At 59.1% G+C, this 12,191-nt stretch carries 11 protein-coding genes; 4 read left to right on the forward strand and 7 right to left on the reverse strand.

Annotated features, from left to right (window positions below):
* Positions 1–70: 70 nt before the first annotated feature.
* From G547_RS0103275 to G547_RS0103285, 3 genes are all read right to left on the reverse strand, one after another.
* Positions 71–1,075: a cytochrome d ubiquinol oxidase subunit II gene (locus tag G547_RS0103275; RefSeq protein ID WP_027328602.1), complete on the reverse strand. Its 1,005-nt coding sequence runs from the start codon at positions 1,073–1,075 to the stop codon at positions 71–73.
* Positions 1,075–2,445: a cytochrome ubiquinol oxidase subunit I gene (locus G547_RS0103280; protein WP_036186957.1), complete on the reverse strand. Its 1,371-nt coding sequence runs from the start codon at positions 2,443–2,445 to the stop codon at positions 1,075–1,077. The genes G547_RS0103275 and G547_RS0103280 overlap by 1 nt, the downstream gene beginning before the upstream one ends.
* Before the next feature lie 84 nt (positions 2,446–2,529).
* The gene (locus G547_RS0103285) at positions 2,530–3,075 is read right to left on the reverse strand and encodes a GbsR/MarR family transcriptional regulator (RefSeq protein WP_027328604.1); all 546 of its coding nucleotides are present in this window, start codon (positions 3,073–3,075) and stop codon (positions 2,530–2,532) included.
* A 183-nt stretch (positions 3,076–3,258) separates the two neighbouring features.
* On the opposite strand from G547_RS0103285, the gene G547_RS19980 reads away from it, so the two are divergent.
* From G547_RS19980 to G547_RS0103300, 3 genes are read left to right on the forward strand one after another with little or no spacing between them, the layout of a single operon-like run.
* A complete protein-coding gene (locus tag G547_RS19980; RefSeq protein WP_211224486.1) occupies positions 3,259–4,236 on the forward strand; it encodes a phosphoribulokinase in 978 nt (325 codons plus the stop codon).
* Entirely contained in the window at positions 4,233–5,051 is an 819-nt protein-coding gene (locus tag G547_RS0103295) for an HAD-IIB family hydrolase (protein ID WP_027328605.1), read from the forward strand. Before G547_RS19980 ends, G547_RS0103295 begins: the two co-directional genes overlap by 4 nt.
* A 34-nt stretch (positions 5,052–5,085) precedes the next feature.
* Positions 5,086–6,300: a glycosyltransferase family protein gene (locus tag G547_RS0103300; protein ID WP_027328606.1), complete on the forward strand. Its 1,215-nt coding sequence runs from the start codon at positions 5,086–5,088 to the stop codon at positions 6,298–6,300.
* A 179-nt stretch (positions 6,301–6,479) separates the two neighbouring features.
* Here the strand turns inward: G547_RS0103300 and G547_RS0103305 are convergent, their stop codons facing one another.
* From G547_RS0103305 to G547_RS0103315, 3 genes are all read right to left on the reverse strand, one after another.
* Positions 6,480–8,231, reverse strand: coding sequence for an alpha-amylase family glycosyl hydrolase (locus tag G547_RS0103305; protein ID WP_211224487.1), 1,752 nt, complete (start codon positions 8,229–8,231; stop codon positions 6,480–6,482).
* 425 nt (positions 8,232–8,656) lie between these two features.
* On the reverse strand, positions 8,657–10,000 hold the full coding sequence (locus G547_RS0103310) for a GntP family permease (protein WP_027328608.1): 1,344 nt from the start codon (positions 9,998–10,000) through the stop codon (positions 8,657–8,659).
* Between the two features lie 46 nt (positions 10,001–10,046).
* The gene (locus tag G547_RS0103315) at positions 10,047–10,568 is read right to left on the reverse strand and encodes a gluconokinase (RefSeq protein WP_027328609.1); all 522 of its coding nucleotides are present in this window, start codon (positions 10,566–10,568) and stop codon (positions 10,047–10,049) included.
* Positions 10,569–10,723: 155 nt separating this feature from the next.
* Between G547_RS0103315 and G547_RS0103320 the strand changes: the two genes are divergently transcribed.
* Entirely contained in the window at positions 10,724–11,758 is a 1,035-nt protein-coding gene (locus G547_RS0103320; protein WP_036186961.1) for a LacI family DNA-binding transcriptional regulator, read from the forward strand.
* Here the strand turns inward: G547_RS0103320 and maoP are convergent.
* Positions 11,755–12,045 (reverse strand): DUF413 domain-containing protein, encoded by a 291-nt coding sequence (maoP, locus tag G547_RS19985; protein WP_084645631.1) that lies wholly within the window; start codon positions 12,043–12,045, stop codon positions 11,755–11,757. The two genes, G547_RS0103320 and maoP, sit on opposite strands and share 4 nt — an antisense overlap.
* Between the last annotated feature and the right edge of the window lie 146 nt (positions 12,046–12,191).

Raw genomic sequence — 12,191 nt, forward strand, 5'->3', positions numbered from 1 at the left:
CCTGCCAACAATAAAAAGCGGCGGGCGTAACGTCAAGCGCTACGCCCGCTGAACGGAACCGCGGGTGGGTTCAATAGTAGTTCAGCTCCCTGGCCTTGCCCCAGAACACCCGGTAGGCAAAGAGGGTATAGAGGATAATCGCCGGCAGAACGATGATGACCCCGATCAGGATAAACCAGAGGGATTCGGGGGCGCTGGCGGCCTCCCAGAACGTCAGCTGTTCCGGTACCACGTAGGGAAAGAAGCTGTAGGCCAGTGCGGAATAGGCCAATACAAAGAGCCCGATGGTGCTGGCGAAGGGAATCCAGCACCCGAAGTCATTTTCATAGGGAAAGTTTGCCAGGTATCGGTCGTTGACCAGGAACAGCACAAAACACAGGGCTGGGATCAGTAGCAGAAACAGCGCCGTACCGCCGCCCAGCCACTTGTCGAAAACCCGCTCGCTGATCAGCGGGTTGACCACTGACACCGCCACCAGTCCGAGTCCCATCAGCCAGGCGCAGCGGCGAGCCCACACCGCGGCGCGGGCCTGAAGCTCACCCTCGGTTTTCATCACCAGCCAGGCGGCCCCGATGAGGCTGTAGCCGGCGGTCACGCACACCGCGCTCAGAATGGCGAAGGCGTAGGCCGCGACTGATTCCTCAAAGCCCATGACGTACAACCCGAGCATATAGCCCTGGGAGAGCGTCGCCAGAAGCGAGCCGCTCCAGAACGCCAGGTCCCACCGGCCTTTGTGGTCCACCGGCGCTTTGGCTCGAAAGTCGAACGCGACCCCGCGCAGGATTAATCCAGCGAGCATGAAGGTAACGGGGATATACAGCTGGTACAGAATCACATTGTGGGCCATGGGAAAGGCGATCAGAATGATGCCGACCCCGAGCACCAACCAGGTTTCATTCGCGTCCCAGAAGGGGCCGATGGAGGCAATCATGGTATCGCGTTGCGCCTCGGAATCGCGTGGTAACAGGATGCCAACGCCGAGATCGTAGCCATCGAGAATGGCGTAGATCAAAAACGCCAGTCCCATCAAAGCCAAGAAAGTAAAGGGTAGCCAATAGGCTTCTCCGGTCACCATCAGTAGGCTCCTCCTTCGTTAGTGTTCATGGGGTTGTAGCGGTCCTGCAGGGTTTCCACTTCTTCATTGCGATCAACCTGTACCGCTTTGCGGGCTATCAGGAACAAGGTGGCGATGTAGGCGACCAGCAACACTGCGTACAGCGTAAGGTAAATGGCGAGTGATATGCCGACGTTGCCCGGGGGCACGGCAGTGACGGCCTCCTCGGTGGTCAGTAGCCCCGTCACGAGGTAAGGTTGTCGGCCGATTTCGGTGACGTACCAACCGGCAAGGGTGGCGACCCAGCCGGAAAAACTCATGCCGACCAAAACGCGCAGCATCCAGTTCGGTAAAGCGTTATGCCGCCAGAGAATGGTTCCGGCCACCCAGGCCACCGCCAGCATCAGCATGCCGAGCCCCACCATGATGCGAAACCCCCAGAATACCGGCGCGACCGGTGGATGCTCCCCCTTGAATTCGTTCAGGCCTTTCACCTCTCCCTGCCAATCATGGGTCAGGATAAAGCTGGCGCCGCCGGGAATTTCCAGGGCGAAGTGGTTGCGCTTCTGCTCCTCGTCGGGAATGCCGAACAACACCAGCGGCGCCCCTTTCTCGGTCTCCCAGAGTGCCTCCATGGCGGCCACTTTTGCCGGCTGATGCTTTAATGTGTTCAGGCCGTGGAGATCCCCCAGCAGGATCTGGAGCGGGATCAGCAGCGCCGCGGCGTAAACCGCGGTTTTCAATGTAAGCCGGGGGGCGGGTTTGTGGTCTCCCTTGAGCAGCCGGTACGCCGACAGCCCCGCCATCAGAAAGGCCGCAGTCAGGCCGGAAGCCACCATCATGTGCAGGAGACGGTAAGGCATGGAGGGGTTGAAAATGATGGCCAGCCAATCCACGGGGAAAGCGACGCCGTCGCGCATTTCAAAGCCGGTCGGGGTGTGCATCCAGGAGTTCAGGGACAGGATCCAAAAAGCCGACAGACTGGTGCCGACCGCCACCAGAAAGGTCGCGATGGTGTGTACCCGGTTGGACACCCGGTTGATCCCGAACAGCATGATGCCGAGAAACGTCGCCTCCATAAAAAAGGCGGTCAGCACCTCGTACCCCAATAGCGGTCCGGCGATGTTGCCCACGGTGCCCATGTAGCCGGGCCAATTGGTCCCGAACTGGAACGACATGGTAATGCCGCTGACCACACCCAGGGCGAAGCTCAAGGCAAAGACCTTTACCCAGAACCGGTAGGCCCGCATCCAGACTTCCTCGCCGGTGCGGTTGTGCTGAACCTTGAAATAAAACAGAAACCACGCCAGGGCGATGGTGATGGTGGGAAACAGAATGTGAAAGCTGATATTCGCGGCGAATTGGATGCGCGATAACAACAGGGTTTCCATTGTTGGTACCTCGTTGGTTCAGGTGGCGGCGGATAAGCGCAGCGTATCCGCCGTAACTGGTCGTTGGTGCGAAGCCACTAATACCTACTTCAAAAACCGATCCTTCATATCCAATACCTTACCCAGACTCCCGCCGAGCTTTAACAGGCTCTTCAGGTTGCTCTGGTTGAGCCGCTGGATTTCCACGGTCCACTGGGTAAGCATTTCGATCATTTCATGCATGTCGCGCATCCGCGCCTGGGCGTACTCCTCTTTGCGGTTGGCGGGCTGCTCCAGCAAGAGCCCGCGCAGCGTGGACAGGGTCGGGTCGATTTCCCGCTTGCGACGCTGCTCAATCAGGGTCTTGGCGATCTCCCAGACGTCATCGGGCGCCGAATAGAACTCTTTGCGCTCACCCGGTATATGTTGCAGCCGGACCAACTCCCAGGATTGTAGTTCCTTGAGTCCCATACTGACATTGGAACGGGAGAAGCTCAGAGCCCCGGCAATCTGGTCGGCGCACAGGGGCTCCTCGCTCAGCACCAGCAGGGCGTACATCTGGCCCACCGTGCGGTTGATGCCCCAGCGGCTGCCCATTTCGCCAAAGTGCAACACGCAGGACTGGATCATAGGGGTTAGCGGTTCGACCATGAGAGGTACTCCAGAAATTTCAGTAATTACTGAAATTACAGTAATCTCAGGTATTGGTCAATATCCGCTTTCGATACGGTGGCCTGATTCCTGCACTGCTATGCTCAGGCTAGTGTCTGAACTGAGAGTAGTCTCTGAGTTGAAAGACTCATGCAAGCGATCAACCCAATAAGGACTTTCACCATGAATGAACTGTCTCCTGATCCCTCTCTGTGGCCCACGGCACTGCTGGAGGATTGGGGCGTATTCGGCCGAGAGGCGCCGGTGGACCTGCCGGCCCTGGCGCTTGAGCTGTCATTGCCTGAAGACATTACCGGGCACCTTGCCAGTGTCTATGGGCCCCTGACTGAACGGCTGGCGCGCCGGCTGCCGACCCTCGAGCAACCAATGGTGCTGGGCATCAACGGCGCCCAGGGCACGGGCAAATCCACGGCCGCCGAAGTCATCGCCCATATGCTTGAGTTACGCGGGTTCAGCGTGTGTCGCCTGTCCATAGACGACCTCTATCTGACCCGGGAGGAACGGGCGGAGCTGGCGGGTGAGGTCCACCCCTTGTTGGCGACCCGAGGTGTGCCCGGCACCCACGATGTGAAACTCGGCCTGCAGTTGCTGTCGGACCTGGCGGAAGCCGGTTCGGCCACCCAGTTGAGTATTCCCCGATTCGACAAGGCGCGGGACGACCGTCGCCCCCCGGAGCAGTGGGAACCCTGGCAGGGGCGTCCCCACTTGGTGGTATTCGAGGGTTGGTGCGTGGGCGCGCGCGCCCAGCCGGACACGGCCCTGACCGAGCCCATGAACGACCTGGAGCGCACGGAAGACCCAGACGGGCGCTGGCGCCGTTATGTGAACGAACAGCTGAAAGGGTATGAGGCGCTGTTTTCCCAGATGGACCATCTGCTGATGCTCAAGGCGCCTTCCTTTGAACAGGTTTATCAGTGGCGCTCGGAGCAGGAGGAGGCGCTGGCCCGGAAAATGAAGGCCAAGGGTGAGGACACCTCCGGTCTCATGGCCTCGGCCCAGTTACGACGCTTTATCGACCACTATGAACGTCTGACCCGATGGATACTCGCGGAAATGCCGGAACGGGCCGATCTGGTGCTTTCCCTGAACCCGGCGCACCGGGTCGAGCGGATTTCCGTCCTGAGAGGAACCAAGTTATGAAGCGACCCATCATCGTGTTTACCGACCTGGACGGCACGCTCCTGAACCACCACGACTATGACTGGTCGGCCGCCAAACCGGCTCTGGCGACGCTGCGGGAACGAAAAATTCCCCTGATGTTGGTCTCCAGCAAGACCGATGTGGAAATGCTGGCGTTGCGGAGGGAGCTGGGCAACACCGACCCGTTGGTGTGCGAGAACGGCAGTCTGATCCTGATTCCCGAGCCGTTGTTGGCCTCCCTTGGCATTGAGGCGGACCCGCGTTCCATTAGTGATCAGTACTACTACGACTACCGCGGGCTGCCGCGCGAGCAGATTCTCACGGTGCTCAACGAGCTCAAGCCCGACTACCGTTTTACCGGCTTTGCCTGGATGACCGTGGATGAGGTGGCGCAATACACCGGCCTGAGCCCGGAGGCGGCCGCGCTCGCCGGAGAGCGCAAGGCGTCGGAGCCTGTTGTCTGGCGCGATACCCCCGAGGCGTTTACGGCGTTTCAGGATCAGTTGAAGCAACACAAGCTGCGCATTGTTAAAGGAGGGCGTTTTTATCATGTGATGGGACAGTGCGATAAGGGCGATGCGGTACGCTCCTTGCAGAATCGATATCAGCACCACTTCGGCGCAGCGCCGTTCAGTATTGCGCTGGGAGATAGCCCCAATGACCTGGACATGCTCAAACAAGTGGATGCAGCGGCGATTATTCCGCACAGCGATGGCTCACACCTGGAGGATCCTGCACTAAATAAGGCACACATTGCACCAAAAGAGGGCGCCGCCGGCTGGAACGAGGCGGTCCTCACACTCATCGACCGCTGATAAAAGGCGATACCGGATAACGAGGACAACGACTATGAGTGATTTTTTTCAGAACGGCCGTATTGCGACGTTGCACAACCTGGGCGATCGTCCACTGGAAGCCATGGAGGCCGAGCTGAACGAATGGCGGGACAAAAAACCCATGTGCCTGGTGCTGCCCTGCCTGTATTCGGAATTGCAGGGCCCCGCCCTGGAGAACATTATCCAGGAGTTGAGTAAAGTCACCTACCTGGATGAAATCATCATCGGTCTGGATCGGGCGACCGAAGAAGAGTTCGAGCACGCCAAGCAGTTCTTCTCTCGTCTCCCTCAGCGGCATCACATTCTGTGGAACGACGGGCCGCGGCTCAAAGCGATCGACCAGATGCTGGATGAATACGGTTTGGCGCCCAATGAGTTGGGCAAGGGCCGCAACGTCTGGTACTGCCTGGGTTATGCGCTGGCCTCGGGCCGGGCCAAAGCGGTGGCGCTGCACGACTGCGATATTCTGACCTACAAGCGGGACATTGTGGCCAAGCTGTTTTATCCGGTGGTGCACCCGACCTTCAACTATGCCTTCTGCAAGGGTTTTTATTACCGGGCGGCGAACGGCAAGCTAAACGGTCGCGTCAGCCGTTTGCTGGTCTCACCGCTCGTGCGTGCGCTGGAAAAAGTGTTCGGCCGGGATGATTACCTGGAGTTCATCGACAGCTTCCGCTACCCGCTGGCGGGCGAATTTTCCATGATCATGGACGTGGTCAGTTCCATCCGGATTCCCAGTGACTGGGGGTTGGAAATTGGGGTTTTGTCGGAGGTGAACCGGCGCTACTCGGACGAGCGCGTCTGTCAGGTGGACATTGCCGATGCCTACGATCACAAACATCAGGACCTGTCGAAAGACAACCCCGAGGGTGGGCTGTCCAAGATGAGTACCGACATTTCCAAGTCACTTTTTCGCAAGTTGGCGATCAAGGGCACGGTGTTCACGCCGGAGGCGTTTCGGACCATAAAGGCGAGCTACTATCGCTTGGCGCTGGATCTGATCGATCGCTACCACAACGATGCAGTCATCAATGGCATGACGCTGGATCGCAACCAGGAGGAAAACACCGTGGAGCTATTCACCAAGTGCATCATGCGCGCAGGCGAGCAGTTTTTGAGTGACCCGACCGAACGGCCGTTTATGGCCAATTGGTCGAGAGTGGTCAGCGCGGCGCCGGATGTTTACGAGCGACTATTGGATGCCGTGGAAAAAGACAGCGGTAAGTAGAAACAATTATGTCGGGTGGCGCTGGCGCTTACCCGACCTACGCACAAGCTTTGCTATGGGCGAACCAGGCGAATAACGCGTAGGTCGGGTAAGCGAAGCGCCACCCGACAAATGACGCGATGGCCCTCCGGCCCCCGATCGGTAATCGGGTCGAAGGCCGCCATCCACCAAACCCGCCTTTAAAGCTTCTTCTCATAATTGGTCAGCCAAACACACTGATACGGCGCCAAGGTCATAGTCCCGTACAACTCCGTGACGGGCTCGCCACTGATCAGGTCCCGCCAGTTATCCGTGCTGATCAGATTGATGCTGGTCAGGCTCACGTCCTGGGGCCGGTCGCTCAGGTTGTTCAGGCAGAAAATGCTCTGGGTCCGGCGCAGGCTCTGCCGCCAGAAACCAAACACTTCCTCTTGCAGATGCAACGTAAACTGCGTGGCGTTCGGATGGAACGCCGGTTGCGCGCAGCGCAGACTGATCAACCGCTTCAGCTCCCGGAAAATTCGATATTGCGGCGTTTCCGGATCGTCCAGCAATTCTTCCAATTCCCCCAAATGCCAGTTTTTCCGATTGATGGAGCGGTTATGCTGAGTGGCCTCCAGTTTGTCCAGGTCATTCGGGGTGGCAAACAAGGTATGAAGGTAAAACGCAGGAATTCCCTCCAGAGCCAGCATGATGATCTGCGAGCACAGCAACCGCGCTTCCTGCCAACGATCCGTTCCCTGATAGGTTCCTTTGAACGCGTCGAACAGACTGATGTTGGCTTCGTAGGGTTTGCTGTTGCCCTCCTGGTCCGTGCGGCTGGAAATACGTCCGCCGAACGATTGCAGTGTGCTCAGGAAGGTGGTGAGTTCCTCGTCCGATAGCAGTCCCTCGGCCGGACGTAACCCGATACCGTCGTGAGAGGCAATGAAATTCAGATAGGCACAGCCCATGGGCGAAGGCGGCATGCTCATCAGCCAGCCCTTGAGGTAATGGCAGGTTCCGGAAAGCAGGGCGTGAATGACCAGCGGCGGGAAGCTGAAATTGTAGATCATGTGCGCTTCGTTGCTGTTGCCGAAGTAAGTCAGGTTTTCCCGGTTGGGCACATTGGTTTCGCTGATCAGAATCGCGTGGGCATTTTTGTATTCCATCAACAGCCGCACGAGTTTGATGACCTCGTGGGTCTGCGGCAAGTGGATGCAGGAGGTGCCGATTTCTTTCCACAGAAACGCGACCGCGTCCAGGCGCAGCCACTGGATTCCCTTATCCAGATACAGGCCAATGATACGCAGGTATTCCAGCAACACTTTGGGGTTGCGAAAGTCCACATCGACCTGGTCGTGACTGAAGGTACACCAGACGTGTTTCAGCCCTTCGTTGGTTTCCACGGTTCGGAGCAGCGGGCTGGTGCGGGGTCGCACGACCATGGAGAGATCGTAGTGGGGGCTGGCTTCGACGAAATAGTCCCGGCCCGGGTCTTTGCCGTACTGGTAGTTTTTGAACCAGTTGCTGTGGCTGGAGACGTGGTTGATGACCAGGTCACCCATGAATTTGAAATCTTGCGCAAGCGCTTCGATGTCTTCCCACTCTCCGAGTTCGGCATCAACCTGGGTGTAGTCGATGACGGAGAAGCCGCCGTCGGAGCTGTGGGGGAAGAAGGGCAGTATGTGTACGGCGCTGAAGGTGTCCTGGAGGCGTTTGTGGAGGAATTGCTCCAGGGTGTCCAGGGGTTTTTGGTTGGGGGTCCGGATGGAGTTGCCGTAGGTGATGAGCAGGCTATCCTGTTCGGACCAGAGTTGTTCGGGGGGAACGATGGCGCGGTTGAGGCGCGGGCCTATGGCTTCGAGGCACTGTTCGGTGAGTGTTTCGGTGTTGTCGTGGGGGTAGAGGTAGTTGAGCAGAGCGCCGAGTTTGTTTTTGAGTTCGGGCAGTGACAGGAAGTCGGTGGTCATAGACTGGGCTCTCTCTTCGGTATGGGTGCGGGCTCTCTTTACTAATGTAGCTGTTGCAAGATTTATACCGGTAAGGTTGAGGTGCATTGTGATCCGGGTCCGGGCCTCGACGGTGTATACCTGTCGGGGACCCGCCGTGAACCCATCCATGGGGGCTTCTCATCGGCATCCATGCCTCAGAGAGTCCCCGACAGGTATACACCGTCGAGGCCCTCAGTGCCAAACGACAACCGCAATCCATCGATCGGGCGTAGTAATTCCACTTCTCGCGCTGCTTTCTATGTTCCAGTGAGCGTGACAGGGCGTAGGGTAGACCGGTTGGAAACTCTCTGAGGCATGGATGCCGATGAGAAGCCTACAGGGATGTATTCACGGCGGGTTTCCAACCGGTCTACCCTACGCCCCTCCCCAAGCATTATTCGAAGCTACAGCAGAGTGCTCAATACCATCACAACGATCAGCCCAACGACGCCGAGGATGGTTTCCAGGACTGTCCAGGAGGCGAGGGTTTGGCGTTCGGTGAGCCCCATAAACTGCTTGACCAGCCAGAAGCCCGAATCGTTTACGTGAGAGAGAACCGTCGCGCCGCAGGCGATGGCAATGGTGACGCAGGCCACGACGCCATCCGAATAGCTGCCCGCCTCCACGATAGGAGCGACCAGGCCGGCGCTGGTGACCATGGATACCGTGGCGGAGCCTTGGGAAACGCGTACCACCGTGGCGATCAGGAATGCGAACAGCACCACCGGCAGGTTGGAGGCGGCCATGGCGTCCACCAGGGCGTCGCCCACGCCGGCGGTGATCAGGACCTTGCCGAACACGCCGCCGGCGCCGGTGAGCAGGATGATCATCCCCACCGGCTCCATGGAGCGGGTGGCGACCCGCTGGATCTCATCGCGGCTGAAGCCCATGCGAGTGCCGAGGAAGTAGAAAGAGAGCAGGCAGGCGACCAGCAGGGCAGTGAAGGGGTGGCCGACGAATGCCATCAACTGGGCGAAGCCGTGGCCTTCCGGTAGCCAGGTTTTGGTGGCGGTGTTGAGCAGGATCATGATCAACGGCACCAGGATGATGCTGATCACCAGTGCGAAGCCGGGCAGGGGACGGTCGCTGTCGGCGTCTTCTTTGACGTGGGCGGTATCGGGCATGACCGTGTGAATGCGGTTGCCGATGTAGCGGCCGAAGACGATGCCGCCGAGGATGGCGGCGGGAATGCCGGCGATCAGGCCCACCAGTATGACCCAGCCGAGGTCGGCGCCCAGGAGCGAGGCGACCGCCACCGGTCCGGGCGTGGGCGGAATGAAGGAGTGGGCCACGGCGATGCCCGCTACCAGGGGCAGGCCATAGAACAATAGGGATTTGCCGGTGCGTTTGGCCAGGCTGTAGACCAGCGGAATAAACAGGATCAGCGCCACTTCGAAGAACACGGGGATGGCCACGATCAGCCCCAGGGTCATCAGCGCCCAGGGCGCGCGTTCCGGGCCGGCCTTTCGGGTCAGGGTATTGGCGATTTGGCGGGCGCCGCCCGAGACCTGGAGAATTTCCCCGATCATGGTGCCCAGCCCGATAACGATGGCGATATAGCCCAGGGTGCCGCCCATCCCCTCCTGGATAACCCCCGCCACCTCTGGCAGCGGTATGCCCGCCGCGATGGCAACCCCCATGCTGACCAGCAGCAGGGCGATGAACGCCTGCAGGCGCAGCGCCATGATCAAAAACAGCAGCACCGCGATACTGATTACGGTGATGGAGAGCAGGTAGGTGGCAGACATTTTTTATTATCTCCTGTCGCTGGGGGTTTGCGGAAGTGGGGGTGCGCTAGCGGTTGGCTCCCTCAATGGCGCGCACGGCGCGGTAAGCCCGCTCCAGAACGTCTCTGACCGGCGGTCGAATATCGATGGGGACGACATCGGGCTCGTCGGCGCCCGGGCGTTCCAGGGCATTGAACTGGCTGTCGAGCAGGGAGGGCGGCATAAAGTGGCCTTCGCGGCTGCTCATGCGCTGGGCGATGGTCTCCGCATTGCCATCGAGAAAGAGAAAGTGGGTATCCATGTCGCAATGGCGCAGGGGCTCGCGGTGGTGGCGTTTTAGGCCGGAAAAGGCCAGAACACAATCCTCCCCCCGCGCCGCGCGGCCTCTGAGGTGGGTACACATGCGTTCGATCCAGGGAGCGCGCATGTCGTCGGTCAGCGGGTGGCCCGCGGCCATATGGGCCTTGGCCGAATCGCTGTGGAAATCGTCGGCATCCAGGTACCGATAGCCAAAATGTTCGGCCAGAGCGGCGGCCACCGTGGACTTTCCGGCGCCTGAAACGCCCATCAGAATAAACAGCTTGGACACGGTGAATGCTCCTGTGCAACGCGACGGCTGGCGGGTGCCGTGACAATCATACCGCCAGTCTATGCAGAATCAGGCTGCAAGCCTAACGCCTTTATAATGTTAGCGCAAACATAAAGGCTGTGATAATCTCCACGTTTTTCGAAAGGAGTATTACGGTGACTACCCGGGCTCGCAAAAAACACCATGACAACGTCACGCTGACCGACGTGGCCAGGGCGGCGGGCGTCAGTGGTATCACCGTTTCCAGGGTCATAAATCATCCTAATAAAGTGTCGCCGACGACGCGACAGGCCGTGCAGGAGGCAATTGATATGCTCGGATACATTCCCAACCAGTCCGCCAGTTCCCTGGCATCCGCCCGCTCGAAGGTCATCGGTGTGGCGATCCCCTCGCTCTCGAACGTGGTTTACACCGACGTGTTGCGCGGCATCTATGATGTGGCCGGCACCTCGGGCTACAAAGTGGTGATGGTGGACACCCACTATTCTCCGCTGGAGGAAGAGCGCATGGTGCGTACCCTTCTCAGCCAGGCCCCCGAGGCCATGATACTCACCGGCGGCGAGCAGACCCGTGCCTGCGAACGCCTGTTGTTGAAAGCCAAAATGCCCATTGTCCAGATGATGGACCTGCTGGAAGAGCCGCTGGATATGAACGTGGGGATTTCCCACTATCAGGCCGGCCAGGCGGTGGCGGAGCGTTTGCTGGGCGCTGGTTACGGTCAGCTCGGGTTTATCGGGGCGAGAATGGACACGCGCGTGAAGCAGCGCCTGGCCGGTTTTCAGTCCGTACTGGAAGAGCGCGGGCGCTTCTGGAAGAATTTTGTGATGACCACGGACCATCCCTCCTCGATCGAGCTGGGTGGAACCCTCTTCAGGAAGCTTATGGAGCAGTCGGGCGAAGTGCTGGATGCGGTTTTTTGCTGTAATGACGATCTTGCCCTTGGCGCCCTGTTTGAAAGTCAGCGCATGGGCATTTCCGTACCTTCGGAGTTGGGTCTCTGCGGCTTCAATGACTTTGAGGTGTCCGCCTTTACCAACCCCTCCCTGAGCAGTGTCTCGGTACCCCGGTATGAGATGGGGGTGTTGGCGGCGGAGATGGTGGTGGCGGCGCTGTCGGGCACAGCGCCTGAGCAAAAACGGCGCGACCTGGGGTTTGAGGTCGCGCTGCGTCAATCCACGGATTATCTTTAGGCGCTTTTGCGCAGTTCGGCCATTTTTTCGGTGAGCGCGAGGTACTTGAGCCAGGCTTGCTCGATGGGGTTTTTCGGGGCAGCCTGCCTGGCGATCACTTTCAGCAGGTGGCGATCCTCGTCGGTGGGGTCGGACACCTCGCCTCGGCCCAGAGCGATGATCAGGGCGCCGTGCTTGCGGATCAGCCGGGCCTGGCTGCTCGATAGCCGGCCAGCGTGCTCAAAGCCCGCGGGAAAGTGCTCCCGGTCTTGAAACGGCTGCTTGAGATAATGTTCACGAGGTAACATGGTTGCTCTCCCTCTCCTTCACACCTGAATTAACACACTGCCACCGTATACGATGATTCTGGCAGAATTGTGTCAATTCGATGGTGTTTTAAAGACAGGTGAAGGAGTGCAAGCGAGACACAAAAAACCGGCGTCGAGGCCGGTCT

The sequence above is a fragment of the Marinimicrobium agarilyticum DSM 16975 genome (genome assembly GCF_000423345.1).
Classification (GTDB): Bacteria; Pseudomonadota; Gammaproteobacteria; order Pseudomonadales; family Cellvibrionaceae; genus Marinimicrobium; species Marinimicrobium agarilyticum.

Coding starts and splice junctions, on each gene's coding strand:
- G547_RS0103275 (WP_027328602.1), bottom strand. CDS start 1,075: ATGGTGACCGGAGAAGCCTATTGGCTACCCTTTACTTTCTTGGCTTTG.
- G547_RS0103280 (WP_036186957.1), bottom strand. CDS start 2,445: ATGGAAACCCTGTTGTTATCGCGCATCCAATTCGCCGCGAATATCAGC.
- G547_RS0103285 (WP_027328604.1), bottom strand. CDS start 3,075: ATGGTCGAACCGCTAACCCCTATGATCCAGTCCTGCGTGTTGCACTTT.
- G547_RS19980 (WP_211224486.1), top strand. CDS start 3,259: ATGAATGAACTGTCTCCTGATCCCTCTCTGTGGCCCACGGCACTGCTG.
- G547_RS0103295 (WP_027328605.1), top strand. CDS start 4,233: ATGAAGCGACCCATCATCGTGTTTACCGACCTGGACGGCACGCTCCTG.
- G547_RS0103300 (WP_027328606.1), top strand. CDS start 5,086: ATGAGTGATTTTTTTCAGAACGGCCGTATTGCGACGTTGCACAACCTG.
- G547_RS0103305 (WP_211224487.1), bottom strand. CDS start 8,231: ATGACCACCGACTTCCTGTCACTGCCCGAACTCAAAAACAAACTCGGC.
- G547_RS0103310 (WP_027328608.1), bottom strand. CDS start 10,000: ATGTCTGCCACCTACCTGCTCTCCATCACCGTAATCAGTATCGCGGTG.
- maoP (WP_084645631.1), bottom strand. CDS start 12,045: ATGTTACCTCGTGAACATTATCTCAAGCAGCCGTTTCAAGACCGGGAG.